The organism is Rhizorhabdus wittichii (assembly GCF_017607425.1).
Taxonomy (GTDB): Bacteria; Pseudomonadota; Alphaproteobacteria; order Sphingomonadales; family Sphingomonadaceae; genus Rhizorhabdus; species Rhizorhabdus wittichii.
In genome coordinates this window covers 1,081,099-1,102,452 of record NZ_CP059319.1, presented here as the reverse complement: position 1 = coordinate 1,102,452, position 21,354 = coordinate 1,081,099, and the positions used below count along the sequence as shown (strand labels likewise).

At 69.0% G+C, this 21,354-nt stretch carries 24 protein-coding genes; 11 read left to right on the top strand and 13 right to left on the bottom strand.

The genetic code is table 11. The annotated features are described in order from the left end of the window. Positions 1-82 precede the first annotated feature (82 nt). From HRJ34_RS05370 to HRJ34_RS05355, 4 genes are all read left to right on the top strand, one after another. A complete protein-coding gene (locus HRJ34_RS05370) occupies positions 83-658 on the top strand; it encodes a cytochrome b (protein WP_011951431.1) in 576 nt (191 codons plus the stop codon). A gap of 60 nt (positions 659-718) precedes the next feature. After that, positions 719-1,339 carry a GTP cyclohydrolase I FolE gene (gene folE / locus HRJ34_RS05365; protein ID WP_011951430.1) on the top strand — a complete coding sequence of 207 codons (621 nt, stop codon included), beginning with the start codon at positions 719-721 and terminating at the stop codon, positions 1,337-1,339. 26 nt (positions 1,340-1,365) lie between these two features. Next, entirely contained in the window at positions 1,366-1,836 is a 471-nt protein-coding gene (locus HRJ34_RS05360; RefSeq protein WP_208633523.1) for a hypothetical protein, read from the top strand. A 128-nt stretch (positions 1,837-1,964) separates the two neighbouring features. Beyond that, positions 1,965-3,245: an SAM-dependent methyltransferase gene (locus HRJ34_RS05355; protein ID WP_208633522.1), complete on the top strand. Its 1,281-nt coding sequence runs from the start codon at positions 1,965-1,967 to the stop codon at positions 3,243-3,245. A gap of 132 nt (positions 3,246-3,377) precedes the next feature. On the opposite strand, the gene HRJ34_RS05350 is transcribed toward HRJ34_RS05355, so the two are convergent. Continuing rightward, positions 3,378-4,088, bottom strand: coding sequence for an SDR family NAD(P)-dependent oxidoreductase (locus tag HRJ34_RS05350; protein WP_016743746.1), 711 nt, complete (start codon positions 4,086-4,088; stop codon positions 3,378-3,380). Positions 4,089-4,110: 22 nt separating this feature from the next. Then, positions 4,111-5,571 (bottom strand): amidophosphoribosyltransferase, encoded by a 1,461-nt coding sequence (gene purF / locus HRJ34_RS05345; RefSeq protein ID WP_011951426.1) that lies wholly within the window; start codon positions 5,569-5,571, stop codon positions 4,111-4,113. Between the two features lie 143 nt (positions 5,572-5,714). On the opposite strand from purF, the gene hisI reads away from it, so the two are divergent. The 3 genes from hisI (at position 5,715) to HRJ34_RS05330 (ending at position 7,170) form a co-directional block, all read left to right on the top strand. Further along, complete coding sequence (gene hisI, locus HRJ34_RS05340) at positions 5,715-6,089, top strand: phosphoribosyl-AMP cyclohydrolase (protein WP_208633521.1); 375 nt, start codon at positions 5,715-5,717, stop codon at positions 6,087-6,089. Between the two features lie 163 nt (positions 6,090-6,252). After that, positions 6,253-6,657 carry a MerR family transcriptional regulator gene (locus HRJ34_RS05335; protein WP_208633520.1) on the top strand — a complete coding sequence of 135 codons (405 nt, stop codon included), beginning with the start codon at positions 6,253-6,255 and terminating at the stop codon, positions 6,655-6,657. Between the two features lie 48 nt (positions 6,658-6,705). Continuing rightward, positions 6,706-7,170 (top strand): DUF1465 family protein, encoded by a 465-nt coding sequence (locus tag HRJ34_RS05330; RefSeq protein ID WP_011951423.1) that lies wholly within the window; start codon positions 6,706-6,708, stop codon positions 7,168-7,170. 6 nt (positions 7,171-7,176) lie between these two features. On the opposite strand, the gene HRJ34_RS05325 is transcribed toward HRJ34_RS05330, so the two are convergent. The 4 genes from HRJ34_RS05325 to rsmI form a co-directional block, all read right to left on the bottom strand. Then, positions 7,177-7,776 carry a DedA family protein gene (locus tag HRJ34_RS05325; RefSeq protein ID WP_029994167.1) on the bottom strand — a complete coding sequence of 200 codons (600 nt, stop codon included), beginning with the start codon at positions 7,774-7,776 and terminating at the stop codon, positions 7,177-7,179. A 4-nt stretch (positions 7,777-7,780) separates the two neighbouring features. Continuing rightward, positions 7,781-8,728 (bottom strand): glutathione synthase, encoded by a 948-nt coding sequence (gene gshB, locus HRJ34_RS05320; protein WP_011951421.1) that lies wholly within the window; start codon positions 8,726-8,728, stop codon positions 7,781-7,783. Positions 8,729-8,827: 99 nt separating this feature from the next. Next, a complete protein-coding gene (locus HRJ34_RS05315) occupies positions 8,828-9,184 on the bottom strand; it encodes a YraN family protein (protein WP_208633519.1) in 357 nt (118 codons plus the stop codon). Further along, positions 9,181-10,062, bottom strand: coding sequence for a 16S rRNA (cytidine(1402)-2'-O)-methyltransferase (rsmI, locus tag HRJ34_RS05310; RefSeq protein ID WP_011951419.1), 882 nt, complete (start codon positions 10,060-10,062; stop codon positions 9,181-9,183). Before rsmI ends, HRJ34_RS05315 begins: the two co-directional genes overlap by 4 nt. Before the next feature lie 12 nt (positions 10,063-10,074). Here rsmI and HRJ34_RS05305 point away from each other — a divergent pair, with 12 nt between their 5' ends. Then, positions 10,075-11,259, top strand: a complete 1,185-nt coding sequence (locus HRJ34_RS05305; RefSeq protein WP_016743740.1) for a penicillin-binding protein activator — start codon at positions 10,075-10,077, stop codon at positions 11,257-11,259. Positions 11,260-11,579: 320 nt separating this feature from the next. Here the strand turns inward: HRJ34_RS05305 and hemW are convergent, their stop codons facing one another. From hemW to rph, 3 genes are all read right to left on the bottom strand, one after another. Further along, positions 11,580-12,773, bottom strand: a complete 1,194-nt coding sequence (gene hemW, locus HRJ34_RS05300) for a radical SAM family heme chaperone HemW (protein WP_208633518.1) — start codon at positions 12,771-12,773, stop codon at positions 11,580-11,582. A gap of 93 nt (positions 12,774-12,866) precedes the next feature. After that, positions 12,867-13,496: an RdgB/HAM1 family non-canonical purine NTP pyrophosphatase gene (rdgB, locus tag HRJ34_RS05295; protein ID WP_016743738.1), complete on the bottom strand. Its 630-nt coding sequence runs from the start codon at positions 13,494-13,496 to the stop codon at positions 12,867-12,869. Beyond that, positions 13,493-14,209, bottom strand: a complete 717-nt coding sequence (rph, locus tag HRJ34_RS05290) for a ribonuclease PH (RefSeq protein WP_011951415.1) — start codon at positions 14,207-14,209, stop codon at positions 13,493-13,495. The genes rdgB and rph overlap by 4 nt, the downstream gene beginning before the upstream one ends. A 114-nt stretch (positions 14,210-14,323) precedes the next feature. Between rph and hrcA the strand changes: the two genes are divergently transcribed. Continuing rightward, positions 14,324-15,352, top strand: coding sequence for a heat-inducible transcriptional repressor HrcA (hrcA, locus tag HRJ34_RS05285; RefSeq protein ID WP_011951414.1), 1,029 nt, complete (start codon positions 14,324-14,326; stop codon positions 15,350-15,352). A 9-nt stretch (positions 15,353-15,361) separates the two neighbouring features. Here hrcA and HRJ34_RS05280 read toward each other — a convergent pair whose 3' ends face one another. Beyond that, positions 15,362-15,682, bottom strand: coding sequence for a PilZ domain-containing protein (locus HRJ34_RS05280; protein WP_011951413.1), 321 nt, complete (start codon positions 15,680-15,682; stop codon positions 15,362-15,364). A gap of 131 nt (positions 15,683-15,813) precedes the next feature. Here HRJ34_RS05280 and HRJ34_RS05275 point away from each other — a divergent pair, with 131 nt between their 5' ends. Together HRJ34_RS05275 and HRJ34_RS05270 are read left to right on the top strand one after the other, a co-directional pair. Then, on the top strand, positions 15,814-16,656 hold the full coding sequence (locus HRJ34_RS05275) for a cytochrome b/b6 domain-containing protein (protein WP_208633517.1): 843 nt from the start codon (positions 15,814-15,816) through the stop codon (positions 16,654-16,656). After that, positions 16,653-17,408 (top strand): molybdopterin-binding protein, encoded by a 756-nt coding sequence (locus HRJ34_RS05270; RefSeq protein ID WP_208633516.1) that lies wholly within the window; start codon positions 16,653-16,655, stop codon positions 17,406-17,408. The genes HRJ34_RS05275 and HRJ34_RS05270 overlap by 4 nt, the downstream gene beginning before the upstream one ends. Before the next feature lie 102 nt (positions 17,409-17,510). Here the strand turns inward: HRJ34_RS05270 and HRJ34_RS05265 are convergent, their stop codons facing one another. From HRJ34_RS05265 to HRJ34_RS05255, 3 genes are all read right to left on the bottom strand, one after another. After that, positions 17,511-18,479 (bottom strand): DMT family transporter, encoded by a 969-nt coding sequence (locus HRJ34_RS05265; protein ID WP_208633515.1) that lies wholly within the window; start codon positions 18,477-18,479, stop codon positions 17,511-17,513. A gap of 138 nt (positions 18,480-18,617) precedes the next feature. Next, entirely contained in the window at positions 18,618-20,159 is a 1,542-nt protein-coding gene (locus HRJ34_RS05260) for a 2-isopropylmalate synthase (RefSeq protein WP_011951409.1), read from the bottom strand. A gap of 331 nt (positions 20,160-20,490) precedes the next feature. Beyond that, on the bottom strand, positions 20,491-21,351 hold the full coding sequence (locus HRJ34_RS05255) for a class I SAM-dependent methyltransferase (RefSeq protein WP_208633514.1): 861 nt from the start codon (positions 21,349-21,351) through the stop codon (positions 20,491-20,493). Between the last annotated feature and the right edge of the window lie 3 nt (positions 21,352-21,354).

Here is a 21,354-nt window from a genome sequence, read left to right as displayed (position 1 = left end):
GCGATCCGGCTGGAATCCGCCGTTTCGCGCTCTATGATCGGAATGTTGAAGTATCGCAACGATCCAGTCCCGGAGCATAGCCATGGCCGATGAACGCCCGCTGACGCGGCGCTACACCAGTTTCGCGATCGTCATGCATTGGCTGATCGCCGTGCTGATGATCGGCAACCTGCTGCTCGGCCTGCTCGCCGAGAAGCTCCCCGACGAGGATATCCGCTTCGCGATCGACACCCACAAGTCGATCGGGATCACGGTGCTGGGCCTGGTGCTGCTGCGCATCCTGTGGCGGCTCGGGCACCGGCCGCCGCCCTTCTCGACGGGCATGGCGGCATGGGAGCGGGGGCTGGCCCATCTGGCCCATTTCGGCCTCTACCTCTTCATGCTGTGGATGCCGCTGACCGGATGGCTGCACGACAGCGCATGGAAGGCGGCGCCCGAGATTCCGCTGCGCCTGTTCGGCCTGTTCGACGTTCCGCGCGCCGGCTTCGTCATGGCGCTGCCGGCCGACCGCAAGGAGATGCTCCACGGCCTGTTCGGCGAGATGCACGAGATCGGCGGCTATCTGCTGATCGCCCTGCTGCTGCTCCATATCGCAGGTGCGCTGAAGCATCAGTTCATCGATGGGGAACCCGAATTCCGGCGGATGTGGCCGCGCTGACGTTTACATTCCGTCGCGCGATGCGTTAGGCGGACCCGAACAAGAAGGACAGGATGCGGAATGTCGATACTCGGTGACGATGACGAGGCGCTGCACGGGACGCCCAAGGGGAAGATCGCGGTGCCGGAGCACGTGCAGGAGGCGATCCGCACCCTGATCCGCTGGTCGGGCGACAATCCCGACCGGGAGGGCCTGCTCGATACGCCGTCGCGCGTCGGCCGCGCCTGGAAGGAATATTGCCAGGGCTATGACGAGGACCCCTCGGTCCATCTCAGCCGGACCTTCGAGGAGGTCGGCGGCTATGACGAGATCGTCCTGCTGCGCGACATCCCGTTCCAGTCGCATTGCGAGCATCACATGGCGCCGATCATCGGCCATGCGCACATCGCCTATCTGCCGCACAGCCGGGTGGTCGGCATCTCGAAGCTGGCGCGGGTGCTGCACGGCTTCGCCCGCCGCTTGCAGATACAGGAGCGGCTGACCGCCGAGATCGCGGACTGCATCTGGACGAACCTGGAGCCGCTCGGCGTCGCCGTCGTCATCCACGCGACCCATGCCTGCATGACGGCGCGCGGCGTTCGCACGCCCGGTGTCGGGATGACGACGAGCCGCATGATGGGCGTCTTCCGCGACGACGATCGAAGCCGTAAGGAGGTGCTGAGCCTGATGGGGCTCGGCTGAGAATCTCCGGGAGAGGTGGTCCTATGATGCGTGGCACGATGTCGATCGCTTTGCTCCTTGCCGCGCCGGCCGCCGCGATCGCCGCGCCGACCACGGCCAAGCCCGCCGCCGCGGCCACGGCCGGCGGGGCGCTCGCGCCGACACCGGGCGTGCCGGTGCGTCGCATCACCCTGTCGCCCGAGGGACGGGCGATCGCTGCCCGGATCATCGGCACCCCCGATCCCCGCCTGAAGGAGATCCAGGCGGAGATGACGACGATCCGTCAGCAGAAGGCGCAGCTCATCGCCGGGGCCACCGTCGACGTCGAAAAGCTGGAGCCGCTGCTCCGGCGCGAAGAGGCGCTGCAGGGAGAGATGCGCACCCGCCAGAACGATCGGCTGCTGTCGCTGCTGCGCGCCTTGCCCGAGGCCGATCGCGTCGCGCTGCTCCACAGCATGGCCAATCCGGCGCGGCCGGACGGTGCCAAGGCGCCGGCTCCCGCCACGCCCGGCCATTGATCGCGCCGCCCCCGATCGATCCCCAGGAATTTGTCGCCGTCCCTGCAACAATGCTTCTTCCGCTGCCGTAAGCCTCCATATAAGCGGCATGATATCGGCCGGTTGGGGAACAGGACGGACAAGACCAGATGAATGCGCAGCCGCCCGTGCGGGGACAGCACCTCCTTCTCGCCGATCGTCGTTTCGCCACCGGATCGAGCTGGGTCGCGCGATTGCTGTCGCCCGGTTTCCAGCGGCTGCTCGACCGCATCGACCTGGGGCTGGAGGAAGGGGCGATCGAGGCGACCCTGCCCGACGGCAGCTTCCGGGTGCTGGGCGGCCGCAAGCCCGGCCCGGTCGCGATCGTCGAGCTGCGCAACTGGAACCCGCTGATCCGGCTCGTCACCACCGGTTCGGTGGGCTGGTACCGGAGCTGGGCCGACGGCGAATGGACCAGCCCCGATCCGGTGCCGATCTTCGACCTGTTCATGCGCAACCGCCATCCGCTCGGCGAACTGGGGCGCGCGCAGGGGCCGCTGCGCTTCTTCAACCTGATCTGGCACGCCTTCCGCCGGAACAGCCGCACCAACGCCCGGCGCAACATCGCCTTCCACTACGACCTGGGCAACGACTTCTACGAGCTGTGGCTCGACCGGACGATGAGCTATTCGTCGGCGCTGTTCGCCGAGCCGATCGATGCCGCGGAGCCGATCGAACGGGCGCAGCACCGCAAGATCACGGCGCTGCTCGACCGGCTCGACCTCAAGCCCGGCGCGAAGCTGCTCGAGATCGGCTGCGGATGGGGCGGGCTCGCCGAGGTCGCGGCCGCCGATTATGGCGCCGACGTCACCGGCATCACCCTGTCGGTCGAGCAGAAGGCCTTTGCCGACGCGCGGCTCGCGGCGGCCGGGCTGTCGGATCGAGCCCATTTCGAGATCCGCGACTATCGCGACGTTCCCGGCCAATATGACGCGGTCGCCAGCGTCGAGATGGTCGAGGCGGTCGGCGAGAAATATTGGCCGACCTATATGGAGGCGATCGCCCGCGCGCTGAAGCCGGGCGGCCGGGCGGCGATCCAGTATATCGAGATCGACGACGATATCTTCGAAAGCTATCGGACCGACGCCGACTTCATCCAGACCTATATCTTCCCCGGCGGGATGCTGATCTCCGAAAGCCGCTTCCGCGCGGCGGCGGAGAAGGCCGGGCTGCGCTGGGAGGCGTCGAGCCGCCACCGCTTCGGGCTGCACTATGCGGAGACGCTGCGGCGCTGGCGCGAGAGCTTCGACGGCGCGATCGCCGAGGGGCGGCTCCCCACCGGCTTCGACGAGGCCTTCGTCAAGCTCTGGCGCTTCTACCTGATGTATTGCGAGGGCGGCTTCGCCGGCGGCGGCATCGACGTGGCGCAGGTGACGCTGGTGAAGGCGTAAAAGGCCAGATAACCGTCACCCCAGCGTAGGCTGGGGTCCATGTCTCTCATCAGCCAGATGGCATCTGAGAGGAAAACAGACATGGATGCCAGCCTTCGCTGGCATGACGACACTACTGGGGAAGCGCCCGGCTCAGCCCTCGATCCTGGTCCGTAGCCCGGTCTCGAAATCCTGCGCGATCAGCTCGACGAGCGCCGCGCCGACGGTGGCCGGGCTCCTGAGCGTCGTCTGGTCCTCGCCCGGATAGGCCTTCTGCCGCATCGCAGTCGCGGTGGCGCCCGGGTTGACGACGGCGACCCGGATCGGGCTGATCTTGCCCACTTCCTCGGCATAGGCGAGCAGCAGCGTCTCCAGCGCGGCCTTGGATGCGCCATAGGCGCCCCAATAGGCGCGCGGCGCCTGGGCGACGGTGCTGGTCAGGCCGATCACCCGGCCCGCCGCGCTCGCGCGCAGCATCGGGTCGAAGGCGGCGATGAGCTGCTGCTGCGCCATGATGTTGAGCGTCAGCAGTCGGGCGAATTCCTTGGCGTCGATCGCCGGGACCGGGGCGAGCGTGCCGAGCATCGCCGCGTTGAGGACGAGGATGTCGAGCGCCTGCCAGCGCCCGCCGATCGCCTCGGCCAGCCGGGCGATGCTGTCGTTCTCGGCCAGGTCGAGCGGAGCGATGGTGGCGCTGCCGCCGGCCGCGTGGATACGCTCCTCGACCTCCTCGAGCCCCCCCGACGTGCGCGCGGTCAGGATGACGTGCGCGCCGGCGGCGCCCAGCGCCTCGGCGGTCGCGGCGCCGATGCCGCGCGATGCGCCGGTGACGAGCGCGAGCTTGCCGGAAAATGGCTTGTCCATGGTTCGGTCCCGGTGGGGAGGATCAGGCGACGACCCGCTCGCCGTGCAGGGCGAGCTGGTCGGTCGGGGTCAGTTCCTCATGATCGGTGAGGTGGGTCGGATAGTCGCCGGTGAAGCAGGCGTCGCAGAAGGTCGGCGCGCGATCGACCCGGCCTTCGTCGCCCAGCGCCTTGTAGAGGCCGTCGATCGACAGGAAGGCGAGGCTGTCCGCGCCGATATAGGCGGCCATCTCCGCGACGTTCATCTGCGCGGCGAGCAGCTTGGCGCGCTCGGGCGTGTCGACGCCGTAGAAGCAGCTGTGCCGGGTCGGCGGGCTGGCGATGCGCAGGTGCACCTCGCGCGCGCCGGCATCACGGAGCATCTGGAGGATCTTCACGCTGGTCGTGCCGCGGACGATCGAATCGTCGATCAGCACGAGCCGCTGGCCGTCGATCAGCGCGCGGTTGGCGTTGTGCTTGAGCTTGACGCCGAGATGGCGGACCTGGTCGCCGGGCTGGATGAAGGTGCGGCCGACATAGTGCGACCGGATGATGCCGAGTTCGAACGGAATGCCCGATTGCTGGGCATAGCCGATCGCGGCGGGCGTGCCCGAGTCGGGGACGGGGACGACGAGGTCGGCGTCGACCCCGTTCTCGATCGCGAGCTGTGCGCCGATCCGCTTGCGCACCGAATAGACCGACGAGCCGTCGACGATCGAATCGGGCCGCGAGAAATAGACATGTTCGAAGATGCAGGGCCGCGCGCGGACGTCGGCGAACGGCCGGATCGAGCGCAGTCCGCCCTCCGACACGATCACCAGCTCGCCCGGCTCGACCTGGCGGATGAAGGTGGCGCCGACCACGTCGAGCGCGACCGTCTCCGACGCGAAGATATAGGCGTCGCCGACCCGGCCGAGCACCAGCGGACGGATGCCGAGCGGATCGCGGCAGGCGATCATGCCCTCGGGCGTCATGCAGATCAGCGAATAGGCGCCCTCGACCTGCTTGAGCGCATCGATGAAGCGATCGAGCAGCGTCCGGTATTTCGACATGGCGACGAGGTGGATGATCGTCTCGGTGTCGCTGGTCGACTGGAAGATCGATCCGCCCCGGACCAGTTCCCGGCGCAGCTTCATCGCGTTCGAGATATTGCCGTTATGGGCGATCGCGAAGCCGCCCGACGACAGTTCGGCGAACAGCGGCTGCACGTTGCGCAGCGCGGTCTCGCCCGTCGTCGAGTAGCGGACGTGGCCGCAGGCGACATGGCCGGGCAGGCCGCGGATCACCTCGTCCTTGTCGAAATTCCCGGCGACATGGCCCATCGCCCTGTGGGTGTGGAAGGCATGGCCGTCCCAGCTCGTGATCCCGGCCGCCTCCTGCCCCCGGTGCTGCAACGCGTGCAGGCCGAGCGCAACCATGGCGGCGGCGGTCTCCGCGCCCCAAATCCCGAATACGCCGCACTCTTCGCGCAGCTTGTCGTCATCAAACGGATGCGTGGTGAGCATCGCGAATCCCATCGCGGTGGCCGATATGGGCGGCATATAGTGACGGTGTCGGCGTTTGTCGCCCCACTGTCACAATAAATCTGTGGGTGGACGGTTTTCGCCCGGTCTTGCCTGCGGCACGGCTTTGGCGCATCGCTCCCGCCATGGATCAGGATCGTGAACAGGGCAGCGCGCTCGACCCGCGCTACGACGCCGCCGGCCTCGTCACCGCCGTGGTGACCGACCATCGTTCGGGCGAGGTGCTGATGCTCGCCCATATGAACGCCGAGGCGCTCGCCGCGACCCTGGAGAGCGGGGAGGCGACCTTCTTCTCGCGCTCGCGCGGGCGGTTGTGGAAGAAGGGCGAGAGCAGCGGCAACGTCATGCGCGTCGTCGAGGCGCGGATCGATTGCGACCAGGACGCCATCTGGCTGCGCTGCGAGCCGGCGGGGCCGGCATGCCACACCGGCGAGCGGAGCTGCTTCTATCGCCGGATCGACCGCGAGGGCCCGACCCTGGTACGGACCATCGAGGCTTAGAGCTTGCCGGTGCCGTCCGAAATGATCCACGGGATCATTTCCAAACGAACTCTTAGACCAAGGTCGAACCTTAGACTAAAGTGGTAAGCATCTGAGATTGTTCGATTGATGGTCGGAGCGCGCTTGCCGTAGGGGCAGGGACAGTCCTTTCAGGGGTGGTTCCGTGGCCAGTGATTGCGCTCCCATCGTCGATATAGCATCGACCGACGCCCAGAGCTTCGGCATTGCCGAACTGTCGAAGGAGTTCGGGATAACGCCCCGTGCGCTGCGCTTCTACGAGGAGGAGGGGCTGATCGCCCCGGTCCGCGACGGCGCGACGCGGGTCTATTCGCGGCGCGACCGGTTCCGCGTCGCCTGGATATTGCAGGGCAAGGCGATGGGCTTCGGCCTCGATGAGATCGCCGAGCTGCTCGACCTCTACGACGTCGGCGACGGCGGGGCGACCCAGCGGACCGTCACCGCGCTGCGCTGCCGCGCCAAGGCCGACCATCTCCGCCGGCGGATGGTCGAGCTGCAGACGATGATCGACCATCTCGGCCGCTTCGCCGACCGGATCGAGGCTGGTTAACCCACTTTTGGTTTCGCGGCGGCGGGCGGCTGTGTCATCACCGAGCATATGGGTGAAGGGCCGAAAGAGATTCGCCTGCGGGGACGGCTGGTCAACAGCCTCTACACCGAAGCGATGCTGCTCGCCGACGAGGCGCGCGGCTATTTCGAGCATCGTGGGCGCGACGACCGCGAGGCGCTTGATCCGCTCGCCCGCGTCACGCTGAGCTGCGAATCGCTCAAGGTCACGAGCCGGTTGATGCACGTCCTCGCCTGGCTGCTGACCGAACGGGCGATCGAACTGGGCCAGATGAGCGACGAGGAAGCCGCCGCCGCCGCCCGCCGGCTTGGGGATGCGACGCCCAGCGACGCGATCTCGACCGCCGGCCTGCCGCCCGCCGCGATCGCGCTGATCGACGCCAGCCAGGATCTCTATGCCCGCGTCCGGCGACTGGAGGTCGAGCCGCCGGTCGACGTGGCGCCGGCTGCCAGCCCGGCGCTCAGCCTGCTCGACCGGCTCGAAAAGGCGTTCTGATCTTCCTCAGCGGGACGGCTTCCAGGTCAGCACCCGCCAGACGTAGAAGCCGCCGAGCACGGCCAGCAGCACGGTCGAGGCGACGCCGAGCCATGCCTCCATCGCGGCAAAGCGGGTGCCCAGCACCCAGCCGCCGACCGCGAGCATCGTCGACCAGCCGAGCGTACCGACCGACGACCACAGCAGGAAGGGCAGGAAGCGCATCCGCATCAGCCCCGCCGGCACCGAGACCAGCGAGCGCGCGGTCGGCAGCATGCGGCCGATGCAGACGAACAGATGGCCGTGGCGCATGAACCAGCGTTCGCCGCGGTCGACCTCCGCCCAATCCATCGTCAGCCAGCGGCCATGGCGCTCGATCAGCGGCCGGAGCCGATCGAGTCCCAGCCGGCGCGCGGCGAGATACCAGACGATGTTGCCGAGCATCGCGCCGGCCGTGCCGGCGAGGATCGCGGCGGGCAGCAGCATCGTGCCCTTCGCCGCCTGCAGCCCGGCCATCGACATGATGACCTCGGACGGAATCGGCGGGAACACCGTCTCCCCGAACATCAGCAGGAACAGGCCCAGATAACCGCCGTCGGCGATCAGTTGCTGCACCCAGCCGGTCATCGGTCTAGCGGAGCTTGGCCTCGATCGCGTCCCAGATCATCGCGGGCGTGTCGGTGCCGTTGAACCTGTCGATCGCGACGATGCCGGTCGGCGAGGTGACGTTGATCTCGGTCAGGTGTCCGGCGATCACGTCGATCCCGACGAACAGCAGCCCGCGCGCCGCGAGATCCGGACCCAGCTTGTCGCAGATCTCCACCTCGCGCGGGGACAGCTCGGTCGCGTCGGCGCGGCCGCCCGCCGCAAGGTTCGATCGAATCTCACCTTCCTTCGGCAAGCGATTGATTGCGCCCGCGACTTTCCCGTCGATCAGCACGATACGCTTGTCGCCCTTCGACACGTCGGGAAGGAAGGCCTGGACCATGAACGGCTCGCGCCAGACCTGGCCGAACAGTTCGGTGAGGGCGGCGAGGTTGGCGTCGTTGCGGCCGACATGGAACACCGCCGACCCGGCATTGCCGTAGAGCGGCTTCACCACCACCTCACCATGCTCGGCATGGAAGGCGCGGGCGTCGTCGAGCCGGCGGGTGATCATCGTCGGCGGCATGAACTCGGCATAGTCGAGCACGAACAGCTTCTCGGGCGCGTTGCGGACCGAGGCCGGGTCGTTGACCACCAGCGTCGCGTGCTGGACGCGTTCGAGCAGGTGGGTCGCGGTGATATAGGCGAGGTCGAAGGGCGGGTCCTGCCGCATCAGCACCACGTCGACATCGTCGGCGAGGTCGATGACGACCGGATCGCCGACCGCGAAATGATCGCCCGCCACGCGCTGGAGCTTTTGGATCGGCCGCGCCGGCGCGGTCACCCGCCCGTCGCGATAGCAGAGGTCGCCGGCCTGGTAATGCCACAGGCGATGCCCGCGCCGGAGCGCGTCGAGCATGATCGCGAAGGTCGAATCGCCCGCGATGTTGATCGTCTCCAGCGGGTCCATCTGGACGGCGACTCTCAGGGACATGGGGCAGGCTCCGATGGTTTCGGGGGCCTAACTAGGGTGCGGCGCGCGGTGCTGCAATGGGCGCGGGGGAATAAGCCCCTCCCTTTCAAGGGAGGGGAGTCATTGGCCGTGCCACACATTCGTCAGGTGCACCGGCCGTCGCCAGGGGCGGACGAGCATCACGTCGATCCGCACATTCTCGACGCCCACGCCATAGCGCGGCAGCAGCGCCTCGGCCGCGGCGACGACGCGGCGCAGCCGGTATTCGTCGATCGCGGTGGCGAGCCCGGCGGCGTCGCCGCGCGTCTTGACCTCTACGAAGGCGAGCGTCCGGCCGCGCCGGGCGATCAGGTCGACCTCGCCGCGCCGGGTCTTCACCCGGCTGCCGACGATCCGCCAGCCGTGCAGGCGCAGCCACCAGGCGGCGATGCGCTCGCCGGTGCGGCCCTGCCGCTCGGCGGCGGCGCGGCGGTTCAATCGCCGTCCTTGATCGCCATCGCCCGCGCATAGAGCTCGCGGCGGTTGAGCCCGGTGGCGCGGGCAACCTCGCCGGCCGCCTTGGCGGCGGGCAGATGGGCGAGCGCGGCGCGGAGCAGCGCGTCGGCATCCTCGGGCGAGGCGGCGGCGCGCGGGCCGGGCGGGCCGACGACGATGACGATCTCCCCCTTGGGGCCGCTCTCGCGATAGCGCTCGGCGAGGTCGGAGAGCGGCCCGAGCACGCTTTCCTCGAAGGTCTTGCTGATCTCGCGCACCACCGCCGCCTCGCGATCGCCGAGGCCGTCGGCGAGCGCCTGGAGGGTCGCGCCGAGGCGCGGGCCGGCTTCGTAGAGGATCAGGGTCGCGCGGACGTCCGCCACCTCGGCGATCGCCTCGGCGCGGGCCTTGTCCTTGGCGGGGAGGAAGCCGAGGAAGAAGAAGCGGTCGGTGGGCAGCCCCGCCAGCGTCAGCGCCGCGATCGCCGCGCAGGGGCCGGGCAGGGTGGTGACCGTGATCCCGGCCGCGCGCGCGTCGCGCACCAGCTTGTAGCCGGGATCGGAGATCAGCGGCGTCCCCGCGTCGGAGACCAGCGCCACCGCCTGGGTCGCCATCCGCGCGATCAGGCCGGGGCGCACCTTGTCCGCATTATGGTCATGATAGGGTGTCATGGGCCGCTTCACCCCGAGGCGCTGGAGCAGCTTGGCGGTGACGCGGCTGTCCTCGACCGCGATCGTTTCGGCCCGGGTCAGGACCGACGCGGCGCGCGGGGAGAGATCACCCAAGTTGCCGATCGGCGTGGCCACGATATACAGGCCGGGGGGGAGGGGTGCTTCGGATGCCTGCGCATCGGTCGCCCCCGGTTCGGTAATTTGGTTCATAAGGCGGAACAGATGGCAGAGGCCCCCACGTACAGGCAACCGCTTCATTCGATGGCCCGTTGGTCGCTGCTGGGGCTCACCGCCCTGCTGGCGAGCTGCGCGGGCATGGTGCCGAAGGGGCGCCCGGGCCCCGCGACGCCCCCGCCGGCGACCGAGGCGCCGGTCGAGAGCGGATTTCCCGGCGACAAGGCGCGGCATCGCGTCGCGCTGCTGGTGCCGCTGTCGGGGCCCAACGCCGCGGTGGGCCAGTCGATCGCCAATGCCGCGACGATGGCGCTGATCGACACCGGCAACAAGTCGGTACGGATGACCACCTACGACACCGCCGCCGGCGCGGCCGCCGCCGCGAATCGCGCGGTGGCGGATGGCAACCGGCTGTTTCTCGGCCCGCTGCTGTCGGAGGACGCGGCGGCGGTGGCGCCGGCGGCGCGCAAGGCGGGCATTCCGGTCGTCTCCTATTCGAACGACGCGGCGGTGGCCGGCAACGGCGTGTTCGTGATGGGCTTCTCGCCGACCCAGTCGATCGACCGGGTCGTCCATTTCGCCCGGAGCAAGGGCATCAAGCGCTTCGCCGCGCTGGTGCCGGTCGGCGTCTACGGCCGCAACGCGTCGACCGCCGTGATCCGATCGGTCGAGAGTGCCGACGCCAACCTCGTCGCGATGAAGAGCTATGAGCGCAACAGCAAGTCGCTCCAGAAGGCGATCGCCGATCTCGGCCGCAGCCAGGCCTATGAGGGTGTGCTGATCGCCGACAATGCCCGGCTCGCGATCAGCGCGGTGCCGCTGATCCGCAAGATATCCAGTCAGCAGGCGCGGGTGCTGGGCACCGAGCTATGGGCGGCGGAGCCCTCCGCGCTGACCGCCCCGGCGCTTAACGGCGCCTGGTACGCGAGCGTCTCGGACAGCCGCTATCGCCAGCTCGCGGCATCCTATCGGCGGCAGTTCGGCAAGGCGCCGTTCCGGCTCGCCAGCCTTGGCTATGATTCGATGCTGCTGGTGGTGAAGATCGCGCGCGACTGGAAGGTTGGCGAACGCTTCCCCGCCGACAGGCTGCGCGACGAGGACGGCTTCGTCGGCGTCGATGGCGCGTTCCGCTTCGGCCCGACCGGCGTGGCGCAGCGCGCGCTCGAGGTCGGGGAGGCCACGCCGAGCGGCGTCAAGACCGTCTCGCCGGCACCGTCCAGCTTCAAGGAGTGATTTGCTGCAATTGCGAAGAAAATGCGGAAGAGGGTAAATCGTGGCGGTGCCGGCCCCGAGGGGACGAGCACCGCCGCGAATTGGGTCAGAGGGCGACCACGACCCCGATAGCCAGCGCCTGAGCCGCAATCGCGATGATCGCCGAGGCCGCGCTTTCAAAGTACCGCATGTGATGTTTCCTGCTTTGCTTTTATATCGCATCTGCGATTGTGCGATGCAGCGCGATCTAGGCGCGACGAGCCGAGATGGCAATTTCCAAAGGTGGCGCAGCGATTGCATGAATTGCAATCGTAATAATTGCGTTTATCGGAATAGGTAAGTTAGGCTGTCACGATCTCGGCAAGGATCGCGTCGAGCAGCAGCATGCCGGCGTCGCTGACGGTCAGCCGGTCGCCGTCGCGGGCGAGCAGGCCCTGTCGCGCCAACCGGTCGATGGCGATGGCATCGACGAGCCGCCCGACCGGCAGGCCGCTCATCGCGGCGATCCGGGCGAGGTCGACGCCTTCGGCCAGCCGCAACCCCATCAGCAGCGCCTCCTGCGCCCGCGCCTCGGATGGGAGGTCGTCCTCGCGCTCGATGCCATGGCCGTTGGCCTCGACCCGCGCGAGCCAGTTCTCGGGCTTCTTGCGGCGCACCGTGGCGCGGCCGTCGCGGCGGCCATGCGCGCCTGGGCCGATCCCGGCATAATTGCCGTAGCGCCAGTAGGTCAGGTTGTGGCGGCTCTCCGCGCCGGGGCGGGCATGGTTCGAGATTTCATAGGCGGGCAGCCCCGCCGCCGCGGTGGCCGCGCGGGTCTGCTCGAACAGCTCGGCCCCGGCATCGGGATCGAGCGGAACGAACTCGCCCTTGGCGACGCGGGTCGCGAACTGGGTGCCGGGCTCGATGGTGAGCTGGTAGAGCGAGAGATGCTCGGTGCCGAACGACAAGGCGCGGTCGAGCTCGGCGGCCCAGGCCTCGGGCGTCTGGCCGGGCCGGGCGTAGATCAGGTCGAAGCTCACCCGGCCGAAATGGGTCTGGGCGGTGTCGAGCGCGGCCAGCCCCTCCGCCACGCCATGGGCACGGCCGAGCCAGCCGAGCACCGCATCGTCGAGCGCCTGGAGCCCCAGCGAGACGCGGTTGATCCCGGCGCGGGCGAGATCGGCGAAGCGCGCGGCCTCGACCGAGGAGGGATTGGCCTCCAGCGTGATCTCGATATCGTCGGCGGCGGGCCAGTGGCGGGTCGCGGCATCGATCAGCGCGGCGACCGTCGCGGGCGGCATCAGCGACGGCGTCCCGCCACCGAAGAAGATCGAGCCGAGCCGGCGGCCGGGAAGCGCGGCTGCCTCATGCGCCAGGTCGCGGAGCAGCGCATCGCGCCATGCCTGCTGGTCGACGCTCTCGCGGACATGGCTGTTGAAGTCGCAATAGGGGCACTTCGACACGCAGAAGGGCCAATGGATGTAGAGGGCGAGCCCCCACTCCCTTTCAAGGGAGGGGGCCGGGGGGTGGGTGGCGAGCGGTAGCGAGCCTTCCATCGTTCCGTCGAACTCCGCCGAGGGGCGTCGAGCCCCTCGGCTCCGTTACCCACCCCTACACCCCTCCCTTGCAGGGAGGGGAATCTTTCGGTTCTAGAACACCGCCGCGACGAGCTTGGCGAAGGCGTCGGCGCGATGGCTCATCGCGTGCTTGGCCTCGGGGTCCATCTCGCCGAAGCTGGCGGCGTGGCCGAGCGGCTGGAAGATCGGGTCGTAGCCGAAGCCCTTGTCGCCGCGCGGCGGCCAGGTGATCAGCCCGTCGACCCGGCCCTCGAAGGTCTCGACATGGCCGTCGGGCCAGGCGATCGACAACGCGCAGATGAAATGCGCGTCGTGGCCGGCCTCGTCGCCCGCCTCGATCATCCGGGCATGGACGCGGCGCATCCCCTCGGCGAAGTCGCGGCTGCCGTCGTCGAGCTCGGCCCAGCGCGCCGAGAAGATGCCGGGCTCGCCGCCCAGCGCCTCGACGCACAGGCCGCTGTCGTCGGCGAGCGCGGGCAGGCCGGTCAGGTCGGCGGAGAAGCGCGCCTTCAGCTCGGCATTGGCGACGAAGCTGGTGCCGGTCTCCTCGGGCTCGGGAACGCCGAGCGCCCCGGCCGACACCGTCTCGATCCCGTGCGGGGCGAGCAGCTCGGCGATCTCGCGCAGCTTGCCCTTGTTGTGGCTGGCGATGACCAGCTTGCCGGGGGCGAGCTTGCGGTGGAGGAGACCGTCGTCGCTCACCGTCCGGTCGCCTTGCGCTGCGCGGCGAAAATCTCGCCGCAGCCGATGCGGGCGAGGCGGAGCAGCCTCAGCAAGGCTTCCTCGTCATAGGTCGCTCCTTCCGCGGTCGCCTGCGCCTCGGCGATGTTGCCATTGTCGAGCAGCACGAAATTGGCGTCGGCATGGGCGTTCGAATCCTCGATATAGTCGAGGTCGAGCACCGGCGTTCCCTCATGGATGCCGCAGGAGATCGCCGCGACCTGCGCGGTGATCGGGTCCTCGGCGATCGCGCCCGAGGCGAGCAGCTTGTCGACCGCGAGGCGCAGGGCCACCCAGCCGCCCGAGATCGAGGCGGTGCGGGTGCCGCCGTCGGCCTGGAGCACGTCGCAGTCGATCACGATCTGGCGCTCGCCGAGCTTCGCCATGTCGACCACCGCGCGGAGCGAGCGGCCGATCAGGCGCTGGATCTCCTGGGTGCGGCCGGACTGCTTGCCCTTGGCCGCCTCGCGGCTGCCGCGGGTATGGGTGGCGCGGGGCAGCATGCCATATTCGGCGGTGACCCAGCCCTGGCCCTTGCCGCGCAGGAAGGGCGGAACCTTCTCCTCGACCGAGGCGGTGACGAGGACGCGGGTGTCGCCGAAGCTGATCAGCACGGAGCCTTCGGCGTGGACGGTGAAACCGGTTTCGATGCTGATCGCCCGCATCTGATCGGGGGCGCGGCCGGATGGGCGCATGGACGTTCCTTCTTTGCTGTACGCCGGGCTCCTTAGGCGTCGCCGCGGGAAGTTGGAAGCCTGTTGAGCGGGGCGGGCGGGTTCACTATCTCTAGGGACGTGACCAGCCAGCCCATGTCCGAAATGTCGACCCGAGCCCGCGAGGTGTTTCGCGTCGTCGTCGAAAGCTATCTCGGATCGGGTCAGCCGATCGGATCGCGGACCATCTCCAAGCTGGCGGGGCTCAACCTGTCGCCGGCCTCGATCCGCAACGTCATGCAGGACCTGGAGGAGCTGGGCCTGCTCGAGGCGCCGCACACTTCCGCTGGGCGGATGCCGACACAGTCGGGGCTACGCCTGTTCGTCGACGGCATGATGCAGACCGCCGAGCCGTCGATCGAGGAACGCGCCGCGATCGAGGCGCGCGCCGCGCGCGGCAGCCCGGTCGAGGAGGCGCTGGCCCAGACCAGCGCGGTGCTGTCGGGCCTGTCGGCCTGCGCGGGAATCGTCCTGGTCCCCCCGCACGAGATGGTGTTGCGCCAGTTCAGCTTCGTGCCGCTGTCGCGCCAGCAGGCGGTGGCGGTGCTGGTCGGCCATGACGGCAGCGTCGAGAACCGGGTCGTCGACCTGCCGCCCGGCCTGCCGCCGTCGGCGCTGGTCGAGGCGGGCAATTTCATCAGCGAGCGGCTCGGCGGGCTGACCCTCGCCGAGGCGCGCGCGCGGATCGAGGCGGAGCTGGGCCGCGAGCGCGCGGCGCTCGACGCGGCGGCGGCGTCGCTGGTTCAGCAGGGGCTGGCCGTCTGGTCGGAGGACGGCAGCGCCCGACCGGTGCTGATCGTGCGCGGGCAGGCGAACCTGATCGATCCGTCGGCGGCGGCGGACCTCGAACGGGTGCGCCAGCTGCTCGACGAGATCGAGGGCAAGGAGGAGATCGCCCGCCTGCTCGACAGCGCGCGCAGCGGGCAGGGGATGAAGATTTTCATCGGATCGGAGAACAAGCTGTTCTCGCTGTCGGGATCGTCGGTGATCGCGGCGCCCTATCGCGGCGGCGACGGCCGCGTGGTCGGGGTGGTCGGGGTGATCGGGCCGACCCGGCTCAACTATGCGCGGATCGTGCCGATGGTCGATTTCACCGCGCAGGCGCTGACGCGGATGATGGCCTGAAAGCTGGCCTCAGCGGTCGTTCTGATGCGCGCTGCGCGACACCAGGCCCATGATCACGGCCTCGGCAAGGGGTTCCTCGAACTGGATGCCGAAGCGGTTGCCCTCGACCCAGCGGACCACGCCGGGAACCTCGAAATTCTGGCGCTCGAGCAGCAGGCGGCAGCCGACCGGAAGCGGCGGCGAGGCGCTGACCATCGCGCCGCCCTGCGACAGGTCGAGCAGCACGCCGTTGCATTCGCCGTGGACCGAGTAGAGCGTCGCGGCGAGCATGATGCGATGGCGCCCGTGGCGGCGCGCGTCGCTTTCCTCCTGTTCACTGGCAACCGCCATCGCGTTCCGATTCCCCTGCTTCCTGCCGATAGGCGATCGGCATCATCGCCGATTATCCCTAATGATTTCCTAAAGGGCCTCGTTGACGGGGGATTACCGCTCTTTGGTCCGGTCGTGCTAGCCTGCGCGCCATGACCGACGAGGCACAGGAGAGCGGCGTGGCGCCGCACGGCGGGGACCTCGTTCGCCGGCACCGGGCGTCGACCCGGCTGTGGCACTGGATCAACGCGGTCACGATCTTCACGATGCTGATGAGCGGGCTGATGATCTTCAACGCGCATCCGCGCCTCTATTGGGGCCAATATGGCGCGAATAGCGACCAGGCCTGGTTGCAGATCGGATCGTCGGGCGGGCGCGGCGTGCTGGTCGTCGGCGGCGAGGCCTATGACACGACCAGCGTCCTCGGCGTCTGGAAGGACCGCGACGGGATCGAACGGCGGCGCGCCTTCCCCTGGTGGGCCACGATCCCGTCGAGCTACAGCCTCGCCGATGCCCGCATCTGGCATTTCTTCTTCGCCTGGGTGCTGGTGCTGTCGGCGGCGGCCTATCTGGTCGCCAGCCTGCTCAACCGGCATTTGCAACACGACCTGTTGCCGCGCGGGGCGGAGCTGCGTCCGGGCCATGTCTGGCGCGACATCCGCGATCATCTGCGGCTGCGCTTCCCGCGCGGCGCGGCCGCTGCGCGCTACGGCATCCTCCAGAAGCTCGCCTATGTCGGGGTGATCCTGGGGCTGATCCCGCTGCTGATCCTGACCGGGCTGACCATGTCGCCGGGCGTCAACGCGGCCTGGCCCTGGCTGCTCGACCTGTTCGGCGGGCGGCAGTCGGCGCGGTCGATCCATTTCCTCTGCGCGGCGGCGATGCTGGTCTTCATCCTCGTCCACCTGCTGATGGTGCTGCTGTCCGGACCGTTCAACCAGCTCCGCGCGATGATCACCGGCGCCTATCGCCTGCCGAGGGAGAAGGATCGATGATCTCGCGCCGCAAGCTGATCGGATCGCTGGCGGCAGGGGCGGGCGGGCTGATCCTGTCGGGCTGCAACCGGATCAACGCCGATCCGCGGGTCCGTTCGGTGCTGCAGAGCGCCGAGGGGCTGACGATGCGGGCGCAGCGCCTGATCACCGATCGCACCGCGCTGGCGCGCGAGTTCGGCGCCGCCGACCTGTCGCCGCTGTTCCGTTCCAACGGCACCCGCAAGCCGGCCGGCACCGCCTATGAGACGCACCTTCGCGCGGGGTTTGCCGACTGGCGGCTTGTCGTCGACGGGCTGGTCGCGCGGCCGCTGTCGCTGTCGATGGCGCAGCTGCGCGCGCTGCCGCGCCGCACCCAGATCACCCGCCACGACTGCGTCGAGGGCTGGAGCGCGATCGGCCAGTGGACCGGCGCGCCGCTCAAGCTGCTGCTCGACATGGCCGGGCTGCGGTCCTCGGCCCGCTACCTGATCTTCCATTGCGCCGACCGCTACGCGCAGGGCGACTATTATGAGAGCATCGACCTGATCGACGCCTTCCATCCCCAGACGATCCTCGCCTGGGGGCTCAACGGCCAGCCGCTGCCGGTCGGCAACGGCGCCCCGCTGCGGCTGCGGGTCGAGCGGCAGCTCGGCTACAAGCACGCCAAATATGTCCAGCGGATCGAGGCGGTCGAAAGCCTCTCCGCCCATGGCCGCGGCAAGGGCGGCTATTGGGAGGACTATTATGACTACGCCTGGTATGCGGGGATTTGATATCCGGCGTCATCCCGGCGAAAGCCGGGATATCCCTTCTCTTCGTCGTTTTGCCGGAACGAAGGCAGTGAGATCCCGGCTTTCGTCAGGATGACGAGAGGTTCAGGCTTCTACCTCCACCGCAACCGCGTCCCGCCTGGCGCGCAGCCGGCCTGGCCGGCTCTCGATCCATGTGAACAGTCCGACCCCGCCGATCACCAGCAAAGTGCCCGCCGCCTCGCCGATGCCGAACGGCTCGCCCAGCACGACGATGGCGAGGGCGATCGTCACCACCGGGCTGATCGTCGAGATGATCGCGGTGCCCTGCGCGCCGATCCGGGCGGTGCCGGCCGACATCATGAAGGTCGGCACGATCGTCGAGAACACCGCCAGCCCGATCATCAGCGCCCAGGCGCGCGGCGGCGCCGGGGGCAGGGCGATGCCGTGGGTCAGTGCGAAATGGGCGATCACCGACAGGCCGGCGGCGCTCATCGCGATCGCGGTGAACAGCGCGGGGCCGCAGCGCAGGATCAGCTCGCGCGCGAACAGCTGGTAGAGCGCGAAGGTACCGGCGGCGGCGAGGATCATGCTCGCGCCGCCGATCATCGCCGGGGTGAGGCGGGCCGGGTCCGATCCGAACATGACGAGCAGCCCGGCATAGCTGAGCCCCGCCCCGGCGAGCGCGTGGAAGCGTAGCCGGTGGCCGAAGATCAGCCGCCCGAACAGGATGACGAGGAAGGGATAGGTGAACAGGATCAGCCGCTCGGCCTGCGCCTCGACCGATTGCAGCCCGGCGAAATCGAGCCAGGACGAGACGTGGTAGCCCAATATGCCGACCAGCGCGGCGAGCCCGACGCTGCGCGCATCGGGGCGCTGGGCGGCGGGCCGGCGCCGCCATTCGAGCAGGCCGACGCCGAAGAACACCGGCAGCGACAGCAGCATCCGCACGGCGAGCAGCGCGGTGGTGTCGATCTGATAGACGTAGATCAGCTTGATCAGCACGCCCTTGATCGCGAACAGCATCGAGCCGACCGCGGACAGGAGGAAGCCGATCAGCCGCCAGCGGGCGGTGTGGGCGGTGGCTTGGGACATGGGGACCCGTTCATTCCCCCTCCCGCTCGCGGGAGGGGTTAGGGGTGGGAACGCGGCCGGTCATGGCTGCGCTCCATCCGATCGTTGAAGGCCCACCCCCAGCCCCTCCCGCGAGCGGGAGGGGGGAGGCGGCTCGGCTCAGCCCGCCTGGGCGTCGACCGGCGCGCGGCCGCGCTTGACCATCATCTTGTTGAGCGCGTTCACATAGGCGCGGACCGAGGCGACCATCGTGTCCTGGTGCGCGCCGCGTCCCCGCGTGGTGCGGCCGTTCTCCGACAGGAGCACCGACACCTCGGCCTGCGCGTCGGTGCCGCCGGTGACGGCATGGACCTCGTAGCGTTCGAGCACCGAGCTATCGTGCGGCACGATCATGCGGATCGCGTTGAACAGCGCGTCGACCGGGCCGTTGCCGCGCGCGGTGACGGTCTTCTCCTCGCCGTCGACCTCCAGCGTCAGGATCGCGCGCTGCGGCCCGTTCGAGCCGCAATAGACCTCGACCTCCTTGACCTGGATCGAATCGTGGCCGCGCAGCACCTCGTCGTCGACCAGCGCGACGATGTCCTCGTCATAGACCGCCTTCTTGGCGTCGGCGAGCGCCTTGAAGCGGCCGAACGCGTCCTGGAAGGCGTTGTCGCCCAGCGCATAGCCCAGCTCCTCCAGCTTCTGGCGGAAGGCGGCGCGGCCCGAATGCTTGCCCATCACCAGGCTGCTATGGGTCAGGCCGACGCTCTCCGGGGTCATGATCTCGTAGGTCGAGCTGTCCTTGATCATGCCGTCCTGGTGGATGCCGCTCTCATGCGCGAAGGCATTGGCGCCGACGATCGCCTTGTTGGGCTGCACCTGGAAGCCGGTGATGCCCGAGATCAGGCGCGAGGCGCGGGTGATCTCGGTCGAGACGACGTTGGTCGCATAGGGCATCACGTCCTGGCGGACCTTCAGCGCCATCGCGATCTCCTCGATCGCGGCGTTGCCGGCGCGCTCGCCGATGCCGTTGATGGTCGATTCGACCTGGCCCGCGCCGTTCATGATCGCCGCCAGCGTGTTGGCGACGGCGAGGCCCAGATCGTTGTGGCAATGGGTCGAGAAGACGGCGAGGTCGGCGTTGGGCACCCGTTCGATCATGTCGCGGAACATCGCGCCATAGGTCTGCGGGGTCGCATAGCCGACCGTGTCGGGCAGGTTGATCGTCCGCGCGCCGGCCGCGATCGCGGTCTCGATCGCGCGCGCCAGGAAGTCGGGCTCGGTCCGGGTCGCATCCTCGGCCGACCATTCGACGTCGGGGCAGATGTTGCGGGCGTGGCGCACCGTCCGGTCGATCGCCTCCAGCACCTCGTCGGGGCTCTTGTTGAGCTTCACCCGCATGTGCAGCGGCGAAGTGGCGATGAAGGTGTGGATGCGCGGCGCGACGGCGTGCTGGACGGCCTCCCATGCGCGGTCGATGTCGGCGGCGGCGGCGCGCGCCAGGCTGGCGACGGTCGCCGTCTTGCACTGGCGGGCGACTTCCGACACAGCCTCGAAATCGCCGGGGGAGGCGATGGCGAAGCCCGCCTCGATGATGTCGACGCCCAACGTCTCGAGCTGGGCCGCCACCTGCAGCTTCTCCTCGAGGTTCATCGAGCAGCCCGGCGATTGCTCGCCGTCGCGCAAGGTGGTGTCGAAAATCCTGATCGTCTTGGTCACGGGGCCTGCTCCTGCTGCAGGGTGGTCATTCGGGGTTTCTGTCGGGACCCTTAGACGCCGTGGCTTGCCGGGCCTGTTTCGACCCCAAGCGAAATCGCGCGCCTAAGGGCGCGTAAGTCGAAGCAGGAGAAGGGCGAACGGCCGCGTCATTACGAGGCGGTCCTTACACATAAGCGGTCGGGTAAGTCCATAGCGCAATCGCCTTTTCGACAATCACGTCATCCCGGCGAAAGCCGGAATCTCCCTTTTCTTCCAGCGTCGCTCCCGCTCCAACGTCGAGAAGGCAGGGAGATTCCAGCTTTCGCTGGAATGACGGTGGGGCTCGGGAGAATCACCCCTTCGGCCGCAGCGCCTCGATCATCGACGCCGTCGCGCTGCCGCGCTTCGCGGGCTTGGGCTGGTCGGGGCTGGGCGACCAGCCCGACAGGTAGACGAGGTCGAAGCTCTCGCGCAGCCGGCCGTCGGGCCCGGCCTCCGCCTGGAAGCGACCGAACAGCTCGGCCAGCCAGGCGCGGCCGGGTGCGGTGCGGGCGCGCTGGGCGAGGATGTTGGTCGCCGCCATGCCGCGCAGGTCGTGGATCAGCCGGATCGGATCGCCATAGCCGACGTCGAGCGGCTCGCCGTCCGCCACCTGCAAGGCGAAGCCCGCGCGCGACAACAGGTCGCCCGCCGCGCGCACGTCGACCTGCGGATGGATGCGCGCCGCCGCGCCGCCATGCGTCGCGCTGTCGGCGGCCAGCGTCGCGCGCTTGAGCCAGGCGAGGCTGCCCGCCCCGGCGAAGGCGCCGAGGAACAGCCCGTCGGGGCGCAGCACCCGGCGGATCAGCGTCAGCGCGCCCGGCAGGTCGTTGACCGTGTCGAGCGTGCCGACCGCGACGACGAGATCGAAGCTGGCGTCGGCGAAGGGCAGGCGATCCTCGTCGCACTGCACCCCGCCCGCGGCGCGCGCGAAGGCGAAGCCGGGATCGGCATTGACGATGCGTCGCCCCGGCGCGGCGAAGCGCCGGGCGATCCGCCCGTCATGACAGCCGAGGATCAGCGCCCGGCCGAAATCGCGCGTCACCATCGCCAGCCGCTCGGCCAGCTCGTCGGCCATGTGATCGATCAGGAAGGCGTGATCGGCGAAGCGCGCGGCGGCCCGGCCGCGGCGAAGGCGGCGGAGCGAACGGTCGAAAATCGCGGGCTGGTCCATTGC